Genomic DNA, 21,786 nt, shown 5'->3' on the forward strand with positions numbered 1-21,786 from the left:
CATGTGAGAGTAGGGAACTGCCAGGCATTAAATAAGACGAGAAAGCCAACCCAATGGGTTGGCTTTTTTGCGTTTGGGGTTTTTTAACACATACATTAATCGCTAATTAATTGAATTTAATCGTGACTATATAGAAAAAAGACTAAAGGTATGAGTCGCATATTTTATTTAGAGTATTAATAAGATAATTGCTAAATAATACCTTGTCCCCAACGAGAAAATTGCTCAATACCCATCCGGTTTAATATATAACGAAACCAAACACTGTAATTTTGTGCGTTCTCTTCAATATCTTGATAAAGAGAATCGAGAGAGATCCAGCGATAATTCATTACTTACTGTTGTTATATTATCCGCAGTAAAATAGCTACTCTTCATGTTGTTAAATTTATTTATGGCACTTCATTAGTAAATTATCTTTTATAAGCATCAATATCACTTAATTTGATGCCTAGTATTCTGTTTTTTTATTTATCGTTATCTCAGACGGATGTTATTAGAAGTAAATAATGAAGATATAAAAACACACTCTTTATATTGAGTGCATTCTTTATTTAGGTTTAGATATTTTTTAATGAATATGTTATTGAGGTTCTTGTTCTTCAGAACTCAATAAATCGTAATTCAAGAGATTTTTATTACCATCAATGACCATTATTGGTGATATGGATTGATAACAATCATTTAATGGCGAGTAGCATTTATTGGGAGAAGTATGTTCTATGCCAAGCCAACTACTTAATAACCAATAATTATTTGCGGTTGAATAAGGCTTGCTCAAAACCTCATTACTCATTATTGGTTTTATTGTAGAGGGGCTATACCAAATGAACAAAGGAATATCGTAAGCTTCTTTTCGTGGTGTATTTACACCATGATGATAACGAACCTCTCTATTCTTATCGATGCGCTGTAAAGCATGATCTGCAAAGTATAGAATAGATGAGGGTTTATCTTTTACTTTTTCAATAATGTTATTAATTAACTTATCTGTATAAGCGATAGAGCTGTCATAACAATTATCATCTTCTTGTTGTGTAAATTTTTTTAAATCTTGATTTGGAAATCGGTTACAAGCAGGTTCATGGCTACCATAAGTATGCAAAATAATAAATTTTTTCTGTGTAGATGGTTCATTAAGTGCTTTATCTAAATAAGGAAGTAGCTCTTCATCATAGCCAATAAAATCATTCCACTTTTTATTCTGTGCCATATTAGCAATGACCGAGATTACACTTGTCTTTTGATTCCCTTTCCCTTGATTACTTAACCAATAAGTTTTAAATCCAGCATGATTAGCGAGGGAAACAATATTATCAGCGTAATGATTTTTATCCTGTAATTGCTCTAATCCTATATTTGATAGAGAAATTGGTACAGAAAGAATGGTTACAGGGGCAGGAGAGTAAACATTCTCAAAAAGAATTAGATTATTTTTTTCTTTCATTAAATTTGGAGTTGTATCATGAGGATAACCATAAATACCTAAATGGTCACGTCGGACAGATTCTCCAATAATAAGAATATAAATCTCTGTATCATCATCCTTTTTACTATATTGATAATTAACTTTTTGAGAAGCAATTCTTTTTATTTGACGATTTTCATGAAACGTTCTAACCAGTGCTGCTGCATTATAAAAAGGTGTATTTAAAAGAGTATATTCAGAGACTAATTTAGTCTTGTTATCATTTCTTAATGCTAAGTTTTTATATATAGGAATAATCGCTATTAATATAATAATCGCAATAACACTATTTATCGTAGTTTTTAAATGAGAAAATCGAGCGCTTTTATGGATAAGAAAATAATAAATAGAGAAGCTACAGATATAAAATAATACGTAATATTTATTATAAGAAAGCATACCAACAGTCTCACTGCCGTTAGTATTTATAAACGTTTCTGCGATAGACGAGGAAAATGCAATATCGTGTTCACGATAGAAAAATAGAGAAATAGACAGATTTAAAGACCATAGTGCACTAATTATAAATGTTACTATTTTTCCTAGAATTGAACGATAAATTCCACTACACATCAGCATAAGTAGCCAACCGATGAGAACAATATAAAGCTTTTGTTCTATGTACAACGTTGAGCCACCAAGTATTGCTGGTGTTATAGATAAAAGAAATAAAAGTATGTAATAAGTTAGTCGAGACATAATCTATTTAAAACTGTCACCTCTTCTTATGTAGAACAAAAAGTTAACCATTTACCTTTTGACAATACAAGGCTTGTTTAACTGAAATGTGTCTGAATTTAGTATTATTACGACTTTTCTAGCTTTTTTGTATTATTAATAAAGTTATACAGTGAATAAATAATAATAAATTTTCTTTGTAATATGTTGATTTTATTTTGTTTTTTATTTCCTTTAGTGAAAAAGAGTTAATAAACAGCAAGCTATTAAAATAAACGTATAGATATGTATTTAAAAATTAGATTTATTCTAAATAAGTAAAGGGGGATAAATATGATCGGAATGTATATCAATAAAATAAAAGTGCCCTTCTTTTTTATAAAAGAATGAGCACTTTTGTCGTAAATTGTTAGTGGTTTTTATGACTTTTAGTGATCTTTACCTTGTTCAATTCCTAAGCCAATTTGAGAGCGAATAAATTGTGCTTGAAACTTCGCTTTTTCTTGCTCACCTAAAGATGATTTATCTGTAATTGAAAAAATCCATGAAACAACAAATGCTATTATCATTGAAAATAATGCTGGATACTCATAAGGATAGATAGGTTTTTCGTGACCTAAAATACTGACCCAAATTGTTGGCCCTAAGATCATTAATGTTACGGCTATTAATAAACCAGACCATCCCCCAGCTACAGCGCCACGTGTTGTTAGCCCTTTCCAATACATTGATAACAAAATGATTGGGAAGTTACAGCTTGCGGCTATTGAGAAAGCGAGTCCTACCATAAAGGCAATGTTTTGCTTCTCAAATAGAATACCTAAACCAATAGCGACTATCCCCAATATCACAACAGTTACTTTAGATACATTAAGTTCTTTACGTTCATCAGCATGGCCATTTTTAATGACGTTAGCATAAAGGTCATGAGAAACAGCTGATGCACCGGCTAAAGTCAACCCTGCAACAACAGCTAATATAGTGGCAAAAGCAACCGCAGAGATAAAACCTAGGAAGAAATTACCCCCAACAGCATCAGCAAGATGAACTGCCGCCATGTTTGTGCCACCAATTAAAGCGCCAGTGGCATCTTTGAACACAGGATTAGGGCTAACGAGTAGGATAGCGCCGAAACCAATGATAAAAGTAAGAATATAGAAATAGCCGATAAAACCTGTTGCATAGAAGACACTCTTACGGGCTTCTTTGGCATCACTAACCGTAAAGAAGCGCATGATGATATGAGGAAGTCCTGCTGTACCAAACATTAATGCAAGACCTAAAGAAAGTGCAGAAATAGGATCAGAAACTAAGCCTCCTGGGCTCATAATTGAGGCTCCTTTTGAATGCACATTTACAGCTTCTTTAAATAAGGTATTGAAATTAAAATCTACCGCTTTCATGACCATAACAGCCATAAAACTTGCACCAGCGAGTAATAAAATAGCTTTGATGATTTGTACCCATGTCGTTGCTAACATGCCGCCAAATAACACATACAGCACCATGAGAATACCGACGAGTACCACAGCAATATGATAGTTTAAGCCAAAAAGTAGCTCGATTAGTTTTCCTGCGCCGACCATTTGTGCAATCAGATAAAGAGCCACCACAACTAAAGAGCCTATAGCAGAGAGTGTTCTAATAGGCTTAGGGCTTAATCGATAAGAGACGACATCAGCAAAGGTATAACGTCCTAAATTACGTAAACGTTCAGCAATAATAAAAAGAATAATCGGCCAGCCGATGAGGAATCCTATTGAATAAATCAGACCATCGTAACCAGAGGTATAAACGAGTGCGGAAATCCCTAAAAAGGATGCTGCTGACATAAAATCGCCTGCAATAGCCATCCCATTTTGAAAACCTGTTATTTTTCCTCCAGCCGTATAATAGTCTGAACGTGAACGAGTACGTTTAGAGGCCCAATAAGTGATATAAAGCGTTAAACCGACAAATATCAGAAACATAATAATAGCCTGAATATTCATCGGTTGTTTCTCACCACCTTCCGTTATTGCAGCCGCATAAACAACGGTTGAAGAGAGGAGAAATAGGCTTATTGTGTAGAGTAATTTGCTCATTTTTCTACCTCTTCAATAATCTCGCTTGTTAGTTTGTCATACTCTGTATTGGCTTTTACAACGTAAATACCAGTTAATAAAAATGAAGTAATAATTAATCCGATGCCAATAGGAATACCTCGTGTAATGTAACTCCCCTCATACAAGGGAGTGCCGAGCCATTGTGGATAGAAGGCAATAAGTAAGATAAATGAAACATACATAACGAGTGTAATAATTGAAAGTGTCCATGAAAAACGACTACGTTTTTTAACCAGTTCTTTAAAGCGAGGGTTATTTTCTATCTCTTGATAAATATTGGCATTCATCAGAGTTCTCCTCTATATAATTGTTTGGTTGATCACTTTATTTAGAGGCTTAAATCCCCCGCATTCCATGATTTTCAGGTAAGAGAGCCTAGCAAAGGCATTTTCATGCCTTTGCAGTGTCGTATCACGTTTTTAAATGACAGTTATATTGTTGTATGTTAAGCGGTAAGTGATAGAGACTGTTTTTCTTCTAACAGTTTCTCTACAACACCTGGATCGGCGAGTGTTGAGATATCTCCGAGGTTAGTTGTGTCACCAGAGGCAATTTTACGCAAGATGCGTCGCATAATTTTCCCCGAGCGCGTTTTGGGTAAAGAATCTGTCCAGTGAAGAATATCAGGTGTTGCAATTGGCCCTATTTCTTTACGTACCCAGTTACGGACTTCTGTATAAAGCTCAGGTGTTGGCTCTTCACCATGATTTAACGTGACATAAGCATAAATAGCTTGCCCTTTAATATTATGAGGAATACCCACTACTGCTGCTTCAGCAATCTTAGGGTGAGCAACGAGGGCAGATTCTATTTCTGCTGTTCCTAATCGGTGGCCTGAAATATTCAGGACATCATCAACACGTCCTGTTATCCAATAGTCACCATCTTCATCACGGCGAGCACCATCACCAGAAAAATACATTCCTTTAAAGGTTGAAAAATACGTCTGCTCAAAGCGATCATGATCACCAAAAAGCGTTCTTGCTTGACCAGGCCAAGAATCAACAATCACCAAGTTACCTTCACAAGCACCTTGTTGTATTTCTCCCATATTATCGACAATGGCGGGCTGAACACCAAAGAAAGGTCGTGTTGCAGAACCTGGTTTTAAGTCCATGGCACCAGGTAATGGGGTTATCATGAAACCACCAGTTTCTGTTTGCCACCATGTATCAACAATCGGGCATTGGCTTCGGCCCATTTTCTGATAGAACCATTCCCAAGCTTCAGGGTTAATAGGTTCACCTACAGAGCCAAGAATGCGTAGAGAAGTGCGTTGAGTTCCTTCAATCGCTTTATCGCCTTCAGCCATTAATGCACGAATTGCGGTAGGAGCTGTGTAAAGAATATTGATTTGGTGCTTATCAACGATTTGAGCCATACGGTTAACTGCTGGGTAATTAGGTACACCTTCGAACATGACTGTTGTTGCGCCATTTGAAAGCGGGCCATACAGTAAGTAACTATGGCCTGTTACCCAACCCACGTCAGCAGTACACCAATAAATATCACCTTCATGATAATCAAAGGTGTATTTAAACGTCATTGAAGCATAAACAAGATAGCCTCCGGTAGTATGTAACACACCTTTAGGTTTACCTGTTGAACCCGATGTATACAGAATAAAGAGTGGATCTTCTGCATCTATAGCTTCGATATCACACTCAGTACTTACACCTTGAATAATCTCATCCCACCAAATATCACGACCTTCAATCCATTGTTCGGTATTTCCTGTTCGGCGAAGTACAACAACATGATTAATCGGCGGAATATCGGCATGATTTAATGCATCATCGACATTTTTCTTTAGAGGAATAGCACGACCTGCGCGCAAGCCTTCATCAGCAGTGATAACTAATTTGGCTTTTGAATCAATAATACGACCAGCAACGGCTTCTGGTGAGAAACCACCAAAAATAACAGAGTGGATTGCACCAATACGAGTACAAGCGAGCATAGCAACTGCTGCTTCAGGTACCATCGGCATATAAATCGCCACAACATCGCCTTTTTTAATTCCTAGATTTTTTAATACATTAGCGAATTGGCAAACATCTTGGTGGAGTTGTCGGTAAGTGATTTTTTTCGACTCATTAGGTGAGTCACCTTCCCAAATAATTGCAGTTTGATCACCCCGTGTTTTAAGGTGGCGGTCAAGGCAATTTTGGCTGATGTTTAGCTGTCCATCTTCAAACCAGCGAATGCGTACATGGCCTGGATCAAATGAAGTGTTTTTTACCACAGTATATGGTTTTATCCAGTCAACAATTTTTCCTTTATCTGCCCAAAAGGCCTCAGGATTTTTGATAGATAATTCATAGTCTTTTTGGTATTGCTCTTTATTAATCAGGGCGTGTTCTGCAACGGTTGCAGGAATATGATGTTGGTTTATTTTTGTCATAATAGTTCTCCTCACTATTGTTAATACTATGTCAAAAAGTCGTTAACAAAAGAGGGGAAATAAAAATTGTTTCTTTTTTGCGCAGAAGATCACGAATTAATGGAAATGCTTTTCATGGAATGTTCAATTAGTGCTAAAGCAAGGTGTGCATTATTTAGCTTTATTTATCTTGTTTAATAGAATTATTATTTAATAAAAGGCTTTTAAATTAAAATAATATACTGTGAAAATTAATTAACGAGTGCTGAATAAAAAAACCACAAAAATAATATGGATATGATAATGATTTTCATTAACGTTTTTTTCACTATAATGAAATGAAAAGATAAATCACATGATGTGATCCAAGATAAAACAGCACTGGAGATTAATATGAGCTATACATTACCTGCACTGCCTTATGCTTACGATGCATTAGAACCTCATTTTGATGAGCGCACAATGGAAATTCACCATACAAAGCATCATCAAACTTATGTGAATAATACCAATACTGCATTAGAAAAATTACCTGAACTTGCTGGTTTAGATATTGATGAACTAGTTAAAAATCTTCATAAAGTACCCGCTGATCAACGTACATTCTTACGTAATAATGCAGGTGGCCACTCAAATCACTCTTTATTTTGGAAAGGTTTAAAATTAGGAACCCAATTACAAGGCTCACTAAAAGAGGCGATTGAACGCGATTTTGGTAGTGTTGATGCTTTTAAAGAGTTATTTGAAAAAGCAGCGGCTAGTCGTTTTGGCTCTGGCTGGGCATGGCTGGTATTAAAAGACGACGGTAAGTTAGCCGTTGTTTCTACAGCCAACCAAGATAGCCCATTAATGGGGGAAGAGTTAGCGGGTGCATCTGGCTATCCAATTGTTGGGTTAGATGTGTGGGAACATGCTTATTACTTGAAATATCAAAACCGACGCCCTGATTATATCAAAGCGTTCTGGTCAGTTGTGAACTGGGATGAAGCGCAAAAACGTTTTCAGAGCAAAGCATAATTGAATTGATAATTTCTTTTCTATTTTCAATGCCGACAATTGTCGGCATTGTTTATTTTGAACACTCTCTTTACTATGGGTCATTGTTTTCTGTTTAGGTAGTGAGCCATGCGTTATTTTCCTAGTGTTTTTATCGGCAACATCACAACAACGTCTAATGGATTTACCAGTGCGATCACCAAAAGGCTGGTGGATGGTCATATCAAACTCACTTCTCTGGGATTAGAAGGAGATGAGCAAGCAGAAAAGAGCTTTCACGGTGGCCCTGATCGCGCACTTTGTCACTATCCTAAAGAACACTATCTTTATTGGGCTGAGCAATTCCCACAATTGATGGATTTTCTTCATGCTCCTGCATTTGGTGAAAATATCTCAACAACAGGTATGACTGAAGAAAATGTTTTTATTGGTGATATTTACCAATGGGGAAATGCTTTTATCCAAGTTACACAACCTCGCTCTCCTTGCTACAAACTTAATACAGTGACAGAAGTCAGTAACTTTTCGCAAATTATGCAAGATAGTGGTTATTGTGGTTGGTTATATCGTGTTGTGAGTACAGGAGAAACAGGTAGCCATCATCCTCTAGTCTTGGTTTCAAGAAACAGTGATATCTCTGTTAAAGAAGCGATTTCAATTGCTTTTCATATGCCTTTTGATGAAGAACTTTATCGTCGTCTATTAGGTGCAGCAGGATTATCTGCGAGTTGGAGCAAAACTATGCAGTTAAGACTGCAAAATCAAACTATTGAGAGTTTTAATCGGCGCTTGTTTAAAGAATAAATAGTTAATTTTCTCTTTACTAAAAAAAACACCTCTCTAAAAATAGGCGAGGTGTTTTTTATGTATTAACAGAAAATTACGGATGAGCAATAAACCCGATTGCGTCATAAACCTTGTCTAAGGTTGCTTGAGCGCGAGCTTTAGCTTTGTCTGCACCTTCTTTCATGATTTTATTAAGTAGAGCATCATCATTACGGAATGTGTTAAATCGTTCTTGAATGTTGGCTAGCATTTCAGAGACAGCATCTGCGACAGCACCTTTTAGATGACCGTACATTTGGCCTTCAAATTCAGCTTCTAATTCAGGAATCGTTTTACCTGTTACACCTGCTAAAATATCTAGTAAGTTAGATACACCCGCTTTGTTTTCAAGGTCGTAAATAACACGAGGTGGCTCTTCTGAGTCAGTCATTGCCCGTTTGATTTTTTTAGCTGCCGCTTTTGGATCTTCAAGCAATGCGATAACGTTATTACGGTTATCATCAGATTTAGACATTTTTTTAGTTGGATCTTGTAATGCCATAACACGCGCACCACCTTTTGGAATAAAAGGATCTGGTACAGTGAAGATATCGCCATAAATAGCGTTAAAACGCTGAGCAATATCACGGCTTAATTCAAGATGTTGTTTTTGGTCAATACCAACAGGAACTTGATTTGTTTGATAAATAAGAATATCTGCTGCCATTAATACAGGATAATCAAATAATCCAGCGTTAATATTTTCAGCATGACGTGCTGATTTATCTTTAAATTGAGTCATACGGCTCAATTCACCAAAATAGGTGTAACAATTGAGTGCCCAGCTTAATTGAGCATGTTGTGGAACATGTGACTGAACAAAAATGGTGCTTTTTTCTGGATCAATACCACAAGCAAGATAGAGCGCCAGCGTATCTAGCGTTCGTTTTCTTAATTCTTTTGGATCTTGACGAACTGTAATGGCGTGTTGGTCAACGATACAGTAAATGCAGTCATAATCATCTTGCATTTGTACCCATTGACGTAATGCACCCATATAGTTTCCGATAGTTAACTCACCAGAAGGCTGTGCACCACTGAATACAATTGGTTTTTTTGCCGTTTTTTCTACTGAAGTCGTCATGTTAGTTCTATTCCACAGTTGTCATTGGCGTGATGTCGAGGATTGAGAGCAAATCAGCAAAATTATCAAGTGTATAATCAGGTTTGCTATCTGCGATAGATACGCCGTAGTTATAGCCATAGGTCAAACCTACGCAAGGGCATTGTGCCTCTTGTGCTGCAATAATATCGTTGCGAGAATCCCCAACAAAAAGGAGTTCTTCCTTTTTAACACCAAATGTACCCATTGTTAAATATAATGGTGCTGGATGCGGTTTTTTTTCTTTAACATCGTCTCCTCCTAGCACCAAGGAAAAATACTTATCAATTTTCAGTTGCTGCAATAGTGGAGCTATAAATGGTGATGGTTTATTGGTGACGATACCTAATGGAATATTATGTGAAGCTAATACTTCAAGCGTTTCTTTAACGTGTGGGAATAAATCACTACCTGTTTTGACAGAAGTTGCATAATGTTCATCAAAAAGATCACGCATTTCTTTTAATAAGGTTTCTGTGACATCCTCAACGCCAGCATTATGTAAAGCACGCGTAAGCAGCATATCAACGCCATTACCCACCCAAATAGTGACATTATGTTTTCCAGCAGGAGGAAAGCCTTTTGCTTTTAATGCGTAATCTGTTGCTTCTGTAAGCCCTACTGCGCTGTCAGTGAGTGTGCCATCAAGATCAAAGGCGATAGCACGGATACCTTTGAGTTTTTTATCTATCATTACGATACCTTTTTTAATTCACGGCGCATATTGTCGATAACATGTTTATAGTCAGGCTGATTGAAAATAGCCGAGCCAGCAACAAACATATCTGCACCCGCTTGGGCAATTTCAGCAATATTATCGACTTTAACACCGCCATCAATTTCTAAACGAATGTCATAACCACCATCATCAATCATCTTACGAACTTGGCGTAATTTATCGAGAGTGTTAGGAATAAATGATTGGCCACCAAAACCTGGGTTAACAGACATCAGCAGGATAAGATCTAATTTATCCATAACATAGTCGAGATAGTTTAATGGGGTTGCTGGATTAAGCACTAAGCCTGCTTTACACCCACAGTCTTTGATTAATTGAATGGTACGGTCAACGTGGTCACTGGCTTCTGCATGAAATGAAATATAGGTTGCGCCTGCTTGTGCAAAATCAGGGATGATGCGATCAACTGGCTTTACCATTAAGTGAACATCAATAGGTGCAGTAATTCCATAGTTACGTAAGGCTTTACATATCGGTGCACCAAACGTTAGATTTGGAACATAATGGTTATCCATGACATCAAAGTGGACAACGTCAGCACCCGCAGCAAGTACTTTTTCAGTATCTTCACCAAGGCGTGCAAAATCAGCAGATAAAATAGAAGGGGCAATCAGAAAATCTTTCATCGCATTCTCCTGACAACACTCCCATTGTCGGGAGGTGTTAACGATTATTTATATAAGGCAAGTAATTCGTTCACTTTGCTACGACCGAGTGTGTTGCTACTGATTGTTCTTCTGACTTTCACACTGTGTAGCTCTTTTGCGTCTATATACCACTCTTTTGTTAACGCAGTTTCATGATTTGATATTAACACGGGTATCTGTCTCTCGTAAGCCAGCATCGAGGCAAGTTGAGCCAGATGTTCCTGCTCTTGAAAACTAAAGCTATTTGTATGGTATGACGTGAAATTTGCAGTGGGTGATAATGGCGCATAAGGAGGATCACAATAAATGACGGCACCTTTTTCTGCATTTGTCATAGTTGATGAATAGCTTTGGCAAACAAATTCAGCTTTTTGCGCTTTTTCAGAAAACCAAATTAACTCTGTTTCAGGGAAATAAGGTTTTTTGTAACGGCCAAAAGGGACGTTATATTCACCTTTGGAATTATAACGACATAACCCATTGTAGCAATGACGGTTAAGATAGAGAAATAAGACACTACGTTGATAAGGGTCAGTTGAGCGATTAAACTCTTGTCGTAGTTGATAAAATTCCTCTGCGATATTCATTTGAGGGGTAAATAATAAGCGAGCATCCTTCATAAATTTTTCAGGATGTTGCTTTACCGTATTATAGAGATGGATTAGATCACTATTTATGTCGGCAAGAATATATGAATCGTATTCTGTATTTAAAAAAACAGAACCAGCACCCATAAAAGGTTCAATTAAACAGTTACCCTCAGGTAGATGACGTTTAATATCATCTACCAAAGGATACTTACCACCAGCCCATTTTAGGAATGCGCGCTTTTTTTTCATGCCGTCCAAATTTCTCAATCGTTTCAGAGTCGCCGATTGTACTCTGTTTCAGACAGCATATCAGCGGTGAACCTCGTCTTAATTATTTTTTTAGATCCTGATGAACATGTTTCATCGGCCTAACCCAAGGTTGTTTCGCTTGTACCGGTGCAGGTAATGAAGAAACAGCCTGTTTAGCTTCGCTTATATTACGATAGTTACCATAGATGAGTACATACCAAGGGTTACCATTACGCTGAGTTTTATAGATAGCGTAGTTTCCATTGAGGTTCTTTTTAGCGAAAGCTTCTAAGGTATCTTGGCGACTTGCGCCACTTAATTGCAATGTATAATTTGAAGCTGGAATAGAACTTAAATTGCCAGCAGATAATGAGCCTGAAACAACCGGTTTAGCGGCTGGTTTAGATTGTGTTGTTGCTGGTGGTGTTACCGGCTTTGTTGGCGGTGTTTTTACTTCAGCAGGTTTTTGTACAGGTTGCACTGGCTTGGTTGCTGGTGGTTGTGTAGCAGGCTGTACGGGTTTTGTTGGTTGTGAATTTAATTGTTGCTGTTGGCCTGTTGCTTGGTTTATACCCGCTTGTTGTTGATTTAAAGAATCAACAATATCACCAGGGATCTCAACACGTTGACCTTGTGAATCAATCATCGGTGGTAAATTTTGTGAAGGGGGAGTCACCGATTGAATTTCTTGCCCAGAAATAGCTTGAGGTGTTGATGGTTGCCCATTTTCTGTAGGTGTAACGGATGACGGTTGTTGAGACAGATCGATATTTCTTTCTGTTCCAGTTGGTGACGTAGGTTCAGTTGTTTCTGGTGATTTTAATGCAGAGCTAATTGCAATAATTAACAGAATAAGCACTAGGACACCCACACCAATCATCATCTGTTGACGGGATACAGAGAAGCGTGCATTTTTTAATGGGTTGTTACGAGGTCGGTTGGTTCGACGTTCAGGTCTATCCGATGTATCAGGTTTGAGTGAATTATCACCCTTAGTTTCATTATCAGGTTTGAACTCGTCCATTATGCCCTCCGTCAGAGCGTCAAAAAGCGAAAAATATTCTATTCAGCCTTAGCCATTACCTCATAGTATAAGGATGAAACGCTTTTTCTGAAACGTTGCATTTGACAATATTAACCAGAATTATCCTTAAGTAGGCATTCTGGTTTGCTTCTAGTCAGGTAATGGGGAGCTTAATTTGCATTAATGCAAGATGTTATCGCTTTGTGGACTTGTTCGCGAGAAATATCCGCACGTAATTCAGATTGACCGATGCCTTTTGGTAAAACGAGGTGTAATTTGCCACCAGAGACCTTTTTATCTCTCATCATATGAGGTAAATAGTCATCAGGTGTCATTTCTACAGGGCCATTGACGGGGAGATTTGCTTTCTCAAGTAATTGAATAACACGTTGTGTTTCTTCTTCAGTAAATTGACCGAGTGCTTGAGAGGTTCTTGCCGCCATTACCATACCTGCTGCAACGGCTTCACCATGCAACCAAACACCATATCCCATATGAGCTTCAATAGCATGCCCATAAGTGTGGCCTAGATTGAGTAATGCACGTAAGCCACTGGTTTCTTTTTCATCTGCGGCGACAACTTCAGCTTTTAGCTCACAACAACGACGGATACAAAAAGCCATAGCTTTAGGGTCAAGCGCCAAAAGTTTATCAATATTATTTTCAAGCCAGATAAAGAAGTCTTTATCTAAAATGATGCCATATTTAATAACTTCAGCTAAACCAGATGAAAGTTCACGAGGTGGTAATGTGGCAAGGCAATCGAGATCAATAATGACAGAAGCTGGTTGGTAAAATGCACCAATCATATTCTTACCAAGAGGGTGATTAACTGCTGTTTTTCCGCCAACGGATGAGTCAACTTGTGATAACAACGTGGTAGGAACTTGAATAAAGCGAACACCTCGTTGGTAACTTGCTGCCGCAAAACCAGTTAGATCACCAATAACACCTCCGCCTAATGCGATAAGTGTAGTGTCTCGATTGTGATTTTTTTCTAATAATGCAGTAAAGACATTGTTCATGATTTCAAGCGATTTATATTGTTCGCCATCAGATAAAATCACGCTATCAACCAAAACACCTTGTTTTTTCAAGGTGTTTATTACCTTTTCTAAATAGAGAGGAGCAAGCGTTACATTCGTAACTATCATCACTTGCTGCCCTGATTTTAATGGTAAAAAAGTATCAGGTTGATGAAAAAGGCCAGAAGCAATGGTAATGGGATAGCTTCTTTCACCTAATGTGACAGTGATTTTTTCCATAACAGTGGCCTTCTTCTTATTGTCTTTACTTAACCTTATAAATAGCTGAATTTATTAGTTTTGTTCTAATAATTCAATTATTTGATTGGCTACAATTTTTGCACTCTGATCATCAGTATGAATTGTGATGTCAGCAATCTCTTCATAAAGAGGATTACGTTCTTCAGCTAATGTCTCTAAGACATCACGCACAGGTTCAACACCTTGCAATAAAGGACGTTTTTTATCACGTTGGGTACGAGCGAGTTGCTTTTCAATGTTTGTTTCTAAATAAACAACCACACCACGAGCAGATAGTCTGTTACGGGTTTCTCGCGATTTCACCGAACCGCCACCTGTAGCAAGTACAATGCCTTGCTTTTCAGTGAGTTCGTTGATTATTTTCTCTTCTCGTTGACGGAAGCCTTCTTCGCCTTCTACATCAAATACCCAACCTACATCCGCACCTGTACGCCGCTCAATTTCCTGATCGGAATCATAAAACTCCATACTAAGTTGTTGAGCTAACTGACGACCAATAGTGCTTTTGCCGGCACCCATAGGCCCAACCAGAAAGATATTACGTTTCTCTGCCATGTTTTTGGTATTACTAAGATATTCGTTAATGATAACCCGCCCCGCCAAATTCATTCAGCGACGGGACCTAAACTGAAATTTATGAGTGTTTATCTAATTCACACCTGATAACATTTGTTATCTACTCTCATAATAAGACTGAGTTCTTTCAGTAGATCGCTATAAAATAACCACATGCTGTTGCAAACAACAACATAGGATAAAAATCCCTTTGCCTACAGTACATAACAAAAACTACTAAAAAAAGTAATCATCTTTGTTGGCAACGCGAAGATTCTAACACAATTTAGTCGGAAAACTGCATCTGATAATATTGTCTTTTTCGTCATCAAGCGATCAATATTACATATAAAAAGCCCTACCTCCAAGAATAGAGGAAGTGCATAAAATGTATCCGTATTATCATTGTGATGTTTCAGGTCCACTCAAATTAGCTAACCCTTGTAAGCTAAATCGTCCTCATCGTCAAATCTATAAATACTGATTATAAGAAAAAACAATGAATAACTCTCAGTTTAACTCTAGTGATAAATGGGTAACTTTTTGTATTTTATGGTAAAAGTTTTTATCATATAAAAAGTTAGATTAATTTGGGTGTAATAAAAATAACCAATTCATGGCGACTATGCTGATCTCTTTTATGGCTAAAAAGTATCCCTAATAATGGGATAGATGATAATAAAGGGATTTTTGCTGTATGCTCTTGCTGCTTTTGTTGAAATATTCCTCCTAACATAATGGTTTCTCCATCATTAATAGTGACTTCTGTACTGATCTCTTGCTTGTCGATAGAAAGGTGTTCACTACCACCTTGAACAAGGGCGATACCCGGTGTGTTTTGACTGATTTTAAGTATTAACCTTATTTTTTTATTTCTCTGAATAATCGGGGTGACTTCCATTCCTAATACAGCCTCCTTAAATTGAACTCGAGTGGCTTCATTATCTCTGCTGACATAGGGAATTTCCGTTCCTTGTTTTATTGAGGCCGTTTTCTCATGAGCTGCTGTTAGTCTTGGACTCGCAATAATTGATAGCTGCTTTTCTTGTTCTAATGCACTTAACTCAAGTTCTAATAGGCGACCATTAATCCTGGCAATATTAAAGGCAATATAGTGAAGTGGATTTTTGGTATTTTGATGAAGCGATAATGCAGACAGCGAAGGTATTGATAAAGCAGAGTTAGGATTTATTGGTGTAGTATTAGGTATTGTCGATACTGCTTCAGTATTTGTAGTTTTTAATGCTTGTAAGCCCAATTGGGTACCTAATTCATTTAACGCATCTTGACTGCTACTGACGATATGCGCAGTGATATGAACTTGTTGTTGTGGCGTATCTTTTAATTTTAGCCAATCTGCGATTTCAGAAAGTGCTTTGTCATTATCGACAATTGAAAGGCTATTCGAGTCACTATCAGCAATGATCCGGCCTTGTTTACTTAATAGTGGGATCGCATAAGTGCTAAGTTGCTTCGCTAATGTTTCTGCATCAGCATAATTTAACGGATAAAGTCGATGGTGTAATGGTTCAATTTGCTGTGTGTCTTCCCATGGTTCTTCAGCGGATATTGAAGGTATCTTTTCATGATTAATGGCATTAGAAACGTCAGGGAAGAACGGATCTCTCAGGTGAGCCAAAACACAAGTTGTCATACATAACATTATAAAGAAAACCAATGTTTTCATGATATGCCACCTTGTTCTAATGAGAGTTCTTTTAGTGCCATCAGTGTGATTTGAATAGAAAGTAACTCTGTTTTTGTTGGAGTAATATCGAGCGAGATAAGCAATAATCCGGTTTGATTAAGGTGTTCGAGTAAAGTTAACAAGCGAGTATAAGACAAAGTAAAAGTGAGCTTATATAACGAATTAGGTGAGTTTTCCCAAGTTTCAGGGATAAAATGATAGGTAATAAGTAGGTGTTGTAGTTGCTCATGAGTTGATGAATTATTTAATGAAATATGATAATCAGCTTGTTGTGCAATAAGTGATTCAAGTGATGGTGCTGTCTCTAACGTCTTTTGATAATGATGAATACGAGAGAGCCTTTGGGTTGTTTCCATTTGCTGTTGAGTTATTTCTTGTTGATAACCGCTATAAATAAAGAAGTAATAAAGTAGAAAAATAGTCAAAGGTATTGTTAAGCTCAGTAATGTTATTTGCCACATGGCGAGAGAAATCACAAATTGTAACCATTGCACATTTATCTTCATGGTACTTCCTCGACATCTTTTTTATTCCACGGTTCGCCGATTTCCCATTTTCCCGTTAAATGAACTTCGGTATAGGACGGGGAGATTTTGCTTTGTTGTAAATGATCCAACGATAGAGTGGTAAGAATGGGGTGATGTTTAAAATGGGTTATAAAAGAGAGAGATTGTGTTTTGGGTAAAATAAGATCTAAAGAGTGGCGATTATCCGTATCAGAATAATGACTTATCCATACAGCAGCAGGGAGATAAACTTCAATAGCCTGAAAAAAGCGTATGTAATGTAAATAACGTAACCAATTTTTATAATAAAGCGAATAGCGCTGAGAGCATAAGTCGGTTTGTTCTTTCTGTTGTTGATAAATATTGAGTTGTTCGAACAAACTTTTTTCTTGTTGCTGTGTTTGAGTGTGTAATGCTGAGGCTGTATTTCGCTTTTGGGCTAAATGATAGGTGTAATAACCGCAAATTATTAGTGTGATAGTGATAAAAATTAATGTTTGATAAGTCCATATTACGATCCTTTTTCTAAATAAATTGTGGCGCCAAGGTAGGTAATTTACTTGATACATGATTTCTCCTAAGGACGTAATGCTAAACCAAGAGCGATAAGGGAAAGTGTGTTTTCTTTTGTGGTTGGTTGAAATAAATAATGGGAAAAATCAGGCCAAAGAGGCATTGAATGGCTAAATGCTGTCGCATTATCGCCAGCAAAATAGCACTGTTCTTTAGACCAATGATATTTCTCTATTAGCTGATAAATAGCGGTTTGTTGTTCTTGCTGATCTTGATAAGGAAGAGTGCCGTAATGGGGCATTTCATCATCAGATGAAACCCAAAATAGTGTGTTATTTTTACAGTAAATAAGCTTGTTTTTAGGTGAGATATTAAGGTAAGTGGCTAAATAGCGTAGCGCACACGCGGGTAAATCAATTGCAGAGAGCGCTAAGTTTATTTCAGAAAACAAGGCTATATACTTATCTAATGCGATCTTATGACACAAATGGATAGCGAGTTTGCCGTTATTTTGCCGATAGTCAAAATTAACAGGGTTTTTTGTATTTTGTGTGTAAGATGTGGCTCGTAACTGTGCTAACCGATAACATGCCGCCGATGTAAGGGAAATAAGCGGTGGCAGTGGGATTGTCTGATAACTTTCATAAATATCAGGTAATGAGAGAGTAATATTGTTAATAAAAGGGAGATCTTTGCGCCAGTTTATTAAGATATTTCTTAATTTTGTATCATCTGAATCATCATTGAGAGGTAAAGGGAATTGCCAAAATGCGCTGATCTTCCATTGTTTATTCTGCTGAAATACCAAAACAGCATTGATATGATGAGTGTTAATTTCAATACCAATCTGGTAATTGTGTGTTTCCATAAATGATATCCATATCTATTGATGAGTAATTGCCTATTTTCAAAGAGGCGTTACCTTTATACTACGCACTGTTTGTTTATAAACCGCCCAATTCACACTACATGGGAAATTTAAGGTGAAGTTCTTAAAATATTTTTTCATCTTCGTTTTGGCTTGCATAATTTTGGGAGCAGCCTCGATATACGGTATGTATAAGTATGTTGAGCCTCAGTTACCCGATGTTGCGACATTAAAAGATGTTCGTTTACAAACCCCTATGCAGGTTTTAAGTGCAGACGGAGAATTAATTGCGCAATATGGCGAAAAACGCCGTTTACCGCTAACGCTAGAGGAAATGCCTCCTCAATTAATTAATGCTTTTATCGCAACCGAAGATACCCGTTTTCGTGAGCATCACGGTATCGATCCCATTGGGATCTCGCGTGCGGTAGTTGTTGCATTAACATCAGGACAAGCTTCTCAAGGTGCAAGTACCATTACGCAACAGTTAGCTCGAAATTTCTTTTTAACGCCTGAGAAGAAATTAATGCGAAAAATTAAAGAAGCCTTTTTGGCTATTCGCATTGAAAAAGAGTTAACCAAAGATGAAATTTTAGCGCTGTATCTAAATAAAATTTATCTGGGTAACCGTGCTTACGGTGTAGGTGCTGCGGCGTATGTTTACTTTGGTAAAAGTGTGCATGATCTTAGCCTTAATGAAATGGCAGTCATTGCTGGTTTGCCTAAAGCACCTTCTACACTAAATCCACTCTATTCTTACGATCGTGCCTTAAAACGCCGTAATGTTGTTTTATTGCGTATGTATGAAGAGAATTACATCACTCGAGCACAATATGAAAGTGCAAGAGCAGAGCCTATTGTGGCTAAATACCATGCACCTCAAATTGATTTTTCAGCCCCATATCTCACTGAAATGGTGAGAATGGAGATGTATGAGCGTTATGGTGAAAATGCTTATACTGATGGCTATAAAATTTACACCACTGTTATTCGTAAAGATCAATTAGCAGCAGAAAAAGCCTTACGTGACAATGTGATTGATTATGATATGCGCCATGGCTATCGCGGTGCTCAAGAAGTCCTTTGGCGTGAAGGGCAAACGCCTTGGGATAATGATGCGATCAGTAAAAAATTAAAAGAAATTCAAACTTATGGGCCATTGATCCCAGCAGTTGTGTTATCTGCAGACGCTAAAGAAGCGAAAGTAGTTTTAAAGAATGGCGATAACATTACCTTAGATTTAAAAGCAGTTCGTTGGGCTCGTAAGTTTATTTCAGATACCGCTCAAGGCGCGACACCAACAAAAGTTGATGCAGTAGTTAATGTTGGTGAGCAAATTTGGGTTCGTCAAAATAATGATAACAATTGGGTATTAGCGCAGCTTCCAGGCGTTAATGCGGCATTTGTTGCATTAAATCCACTCAATGGCGGTATTATTGCGCTTGTAGGTGGTTTTGATTTTGAAATCAGTAAGTTTAATCGCGTTTCTCAATCATTGCGCCAAGTGGGGTCGAATATTAAACCTTTCTTGTATGCGGCTGCGTTAGATAAAGGACTTACTTTATCAACACTCCTTAATGATTTACCTATTAGTCGTTGGGATGCGGGTGCAGGTACAGATTGGCGACCTAAAAATTCACCACCAACTTATGCGGGCCCTATTCGTTTACGTCAGGGATTAGGTCAATCTAAAAACGTGGTGATGGTACGTGCAATGCGCGCAATGGGTGTGGATTATGCCGCTGATTACCTCTTACGTTTTGGTTTCCCTAATCAAAATATTGATAGAACAGAATCTTTAGCATTAGGATCACCATCATTTACACCAATGCAAATGGTACGCGGTTTTGCTGTGATGGCGAATGGCGGATATTTAATTGAGCCTTACTATATCCAACGTATTGAAAATGCAGAAGGTGAAGTGTTGTTTACTGCAGAGCCAAAAGTAGCCTGCCCAGACTGTACAGATATTCCGGTTATTTACGGCGATACCATGCGTTCTATCGCTCTATCTGATGATTATATGGAAAACGTTGCTCAATCTAATAAATCACAGCCTGTGGATGCAGCGCCTGAAATTGAATTAGAACAAGCTCCGTTAGCTGAGACTGTTAAAGAAAGCCCATACGCACCACACGTTATCAGTACACCACTGGCTTACTTAATGCATGATGCATTAAGAACAAACCTTGTGGGTGAACCGGGATGGTCTGGTACAGGTTGGCGGGCTGTTCGTGATCTAAAACGCCAAGATATTGGTGGTAAAACAGGAACAACCAACAGTTCTAAAGATGCATGGTTCTCGGGTTATGGTGCAAATATTGTTGCCACTGCTTGGATTGGCTTTGATGACAGTAGCCGTAACTTAGGACGTACTGCGGCTAGTGGGGGGGAGGCTGGCGCTAAAACAGCGCAACCTATTTGGAATGACTTTATGAAAGTCGCACTTGATGGTGTACCTGTGAATATGATGCCTGCACCAAAAGGTGTTGTTGCTGTTCAAATAGATAGAAGAACGGGTAAACTCGCCGGTGATGGCCCATCGATGAAAGAGTATTTTATTGAGGGCACACAACCCACAGAAAGAGCAAAAAGTGAAGTGGGAACACAGATTTTTGAGGATAATGGTGAATCTAACGAATTATTCTAATTAATCGAAAAAATCGGATGTAAAAATGAAGTAACCCCCAATAGTTGGGCAACCAATTACTGGGGTTTTTTTATCTATTTATTTATTTTGTAAATAGCGCTGTGCGAGAAAGAGGGCACTGACACTACGTGCTTCAGTAAAATCGGGATGATCCAGTAAGTCCATCATTTTGGCGATAGGCCAACGTACTTGAATTAGCGGTTCAGGTTCATCGCCTTCCAGTTGCTCAGGGTAAAGATCATGAGCAATGACGATATTCATTTTGCTGGAAAAATAAGAAGGTGCCATAGAAAGCTTTGCTATTTCTGTTAAAGAGTGGGCACCATAACCAATTTCTTCTTTGAGTTCGCGGTTTGCAGCTTGTAGCGCATTTTCGCCAGGATCAATGGCACCTTTAGGAAAACCGAAGTCATAATTTTCGATACCAACAGCGTATTCACGAATAAGTATAAGGTTGTCATCAATGATCGGAACAATCATAACGGCTTCGCGGTTCGCTGGTTTCATGCGTTCATAGATACGTTTTTCCCCGTTACTGAACTCCAGATTAACGGATTGGATCTGAAATAATCGAGAACGGGCGATGTTATCAATGTTTAATATATTGGGTTTTTTAAGTTCTTTCATAACAGCCCCTGGCAGAATAGAGATTAACCTGAATTTAACACATTAATGACAAAATAAATCTAACAATTAGATTTAGCTTTTAAGTGAAAATTGAGTACACTCCGCTACTAAACCTAGTTATTTATTGATTTTTTGAGAATATTATTATTTATTGATCCGCTATTTTACCTGAAGATAGCGTTGTTAGTGGATATAAAGTTGATAAGATAAATAAATTATAACGCGCCAATAAAAATATAATCTATTGTATTTAAATAAAAAATAGAA

At 37.6% G+C, this 21,786-nt stretch carries 20 protein-coding genes; 3 read left to right on the forward strand and 17 right to left on the reverse strand.

Annotated elements, in window-relative coordinates; translation table 11 throughout:
• Positions 1–191: 191 nt before the first annotated feature.
• From ABN080_RS14335 to acs, 5 genes are all read right to left on the reverse strand, one after another.
• Positions 192–332 carry a hypothetical protein gene (locus tag ABN080_RS14335; RefSeq protein WP_196554471.1) on the reverse strand — a complete coding sequence of 47 codons (141 nt, stop codon included), beginning with the start codon at positions 330–332 and terminating at the stop codon, positions 192–194.
• Positions 333–583: 251 nt separating this feature from the next.
• The gene (locus tag ABN080_RS14340) at positions 584–2,167 is read right to left on the reverse strand and encodes a phosphoethanolamine transferase (RefSeq protein ID WP_340894387.1); all 1,584 of its coding nucleotides are present in this window, start codon (positions 2,165–2,167) and stop codon (positions 584–586) included.
• Positions 2,168–2,574: 407 nt separating this feature from the next.
• The gene (locus ABN080_RS14345; RefSeq protein WP_072068967.1) at positions 2,575–4,230 is read right to left on the reverse strand and encodes a cation acetate symporter; all 1,656 of its coding nucleotides are present in this window, start codon (positions 4,228–4,230) and stop codon (positions 2,575–2,577) included.
• Positions 4,227–4,538, reverse strand: coding sequence for a DUF485 domain-containing protein (locus ABN080_RS14350; protein WP_072068966.1), 312 nt, complete (start codon positions 4,536–4,538; stop codon positions 4,227–4,229). Before ABN080_RS14350 ends, ABN080_RS14345 begins: the two co-directional genes overlap by 4 nt.
• A 158-nt stretch (positions 4,539–4,696) precedes the next feature.
• A complete protein-coding gene (acs, locus tag ABN080_RS14355) occupies positions 4,697–6,655 on the reverse strand; it encodes an acetate--CoA ligase (RefSeq protein WP_340894384.1) in 1,959 nt (652 codons plus the stop codon).
• Positions 6,656–7,027: 372 nt separating this feature from the next.
• Here acs and sodA point away from each other — a divergent pair, with 372 nt between their 5' ends.
• On the forward strand, positions 7,028–7,651 hold the full coding sequence (gene sodA / locus ABN080_RS14360) for a superoxide dismutase [Mn] (RefSeq protein ID WP_197269733.1): 624 nt from the start codon (positions 7,028–7,030) through the stop codon (positions 7,649–7,651).
• Positions 7,652–7,759: 108 nt separating this feature from the next.
• A complete protein-coding gene (gene yiiM, locus ABN080_RS14365) occupies positions 7,760–8,434 on the forward strand; it encodes a 6-hydroxyaminopurine reductase (protein ID WP_196554466.1) in 675 nt (224 codons plus the stop codon).
• Positions 8,435–8,510: 76 nt separating this feature from the next.
• Here yiiM and trpS read toward each other — a convergent pair whose 3' ends face one another.
• From trpS to ABN080_RS14420, 11 genes are all read right to left on the reverse strand, one after another.
• Entirely contained in the window at positions 8,511–9,539 is a 1,029-nt protein-coding gene (trpS, locus tag ABN080_RS14370; RefSeq protein WP_072068962.1) for a tryptophan--tRNA ligase, read from the reverse strand.
• Between the two features lie 7 nt (positions 9,540–9,546).
• Positions 9,547–10,251, reverse strand: a complete 705-nt coding sequence (locus tag ABN080_RS14375) for a phosphoglycolate phosphatase (RefSeq protein WP_196554465.1) — start codon at positions 10,249–10,251, stop codon at positions 9,547–9,549.
• Positions 10,251–10,922, reverse strand: coding sequence for a ribulose-phosphate 3-epimerase (rpe, locus tag ABN080_RS14380; protein ID WP_072068960.1), 672 nt, complete (start codon positions 10,920–10,922; stop codon positions 10,251–10,253). Before rpe ends, ABN080_RS14375 begins: the two co-directional genes overlap by 1 nt.
• A 44-nt stretch (positions 10,923–10,966) precedes the next feature.
• The gene (dam, locus tag ABN080_RS14385; protein ID WP_196554464.1) at positions 10,967–11,782 is read right to left on the reverse strand and encodes an adenine-specific DNA-methyltransferase; all 816 of its coding nucleotides are present in this window, start codon (positions 11,780–11,782) and stop codon (positions 10,967–10,969) included.
• Between the two features lie 82 nt (positions 11,783–11,864).
• Complete coding sequence (locus ABN080_RS14390) at positions 11,865–12,806, reverse strand: SPOR domain-containing protein (RefSeq protein ID WP_197269734.1); 942 nt, start codon at positions 12,804–12,806, stop codon at positions 11,865–11,867.
• 170 nt (positions 12,807–12,976) lie between these two features.
• Positions 12,977–14,071, reverse strand: coding sequence for a 3-dehydroquinate synthase (gene aroB / locus ABN080_RS14395; RefSeq protein WP_349441352.1), 1,095 nt, complete (start codon positions 14,069–14,071; stop codon positions 12,977–12,979).
• A 54-nt stretch (positions 14,072–14,125) separates the two neighbouring features.
• Positions 14,126–14,647 (reverse strand): shikimate kinase AroK, encoded by a 522-nt coding sequence (aroK, locus tag ABN080_RS14400; protein ID WP_036914409.1) that lies wholly within the window; start codon positions 14,645–14,647, stop codon positions 14,126–14,128.
• Positions 14,648–15,227: 580 nt separating this feature from the next.
• Positions 15,228–16,334, reverse strand: coding sequence for a type IV pilus secretin PilQ (gene pilQ / locus ABN080_RS14405; RefSeq protein WP_349441353.1), 1,107 nt, complete (start codon positions 16,332–16,334; stop codon positions 15,228–15,230).
• Positions 16,331–16,861 (reverse strand): hypothetical protein, encoded by a 531-nt coding sequence (locus ABN080_RS14410; RefSeq protein WP_349441354.1) that lies wholly within the window; start codon positions 16,859–16,861, stop codon positions 16,331–16,333. Before ABN080_RS14410 ends, pilQ begins: the two co-directional genes overlap by 4 nt.
• Entirely contained in the window at positions 16,858–17,430 is a 573-nt protein-coding gene (locus ABN080_RS14415; protein WP_349441355.1) for a PilN family protein, read from the reverse strand. The genes ABN080_RS14410 and ABN080_RS14415 overlap by 4 nt, the downstream gene beginning before the upstream one ends.
• 8 nt (positions 17,431–17,438) lie before the next feature.
• Positions 17,439–18,242, reverse strand: a complete 804-nt coding sequence (locus ABN080_RS14420) for a hypothetical protein (RefSeq protein ID WP_196554459.1) — start codon at positions 18,240–18,242, stop codon at positions 17,439–17,441.
• Between the two features lie 115 nt (positions 18,243–18,357).
• Here ABN080_RS14420 and mrcA point away from each other — a divergent pair, with 115 nt between their 5' ends.
• Positions 18,358–20,892: a peptidoglycan glycosyltransferase/peptidoglycan DD-transpeptidase MrcA gene (gene mrcA / locus ABN080_RS14425; protein ID WP_349441356.1), complete on the forward strand. Its 2,535-nt coding sequence runs from the start codon at positions 18,358–18,360 to the stop codon at positions 20,890–20,892.
• Positions 20,893–20,970: 78 nt separating this feature from the next.
• On the opposite strand, the gene nudE is transcribed toward mrcA, so the two are convergent.
• The gene (gene nudE, locus ABN080_RS14430) at positions 20,971–21,519 is read right to left on the reverse strand and encodes an ADP compounds hydrolase NudE (RefSeq protein ID WP_072068952.1); all 549 of its coding nucleotides are present in this window, start codon (positions 21,517–21,519) and stop codon (positions 20,971–20,973) included.
• Positions 21,520–21,786: the final 267 nt, after the last annotated feature.

The organism is Proteus sp. fly-1089, assembly GCF_040138965.1.
GTDB classification, from domain to species: domain Bacteria; phylum Pseudomonadota; class Gammaproteobacteria; order Enterobacterales; family Enterobacteriaceae; genus Proteus; species Proteus vulgaris_B.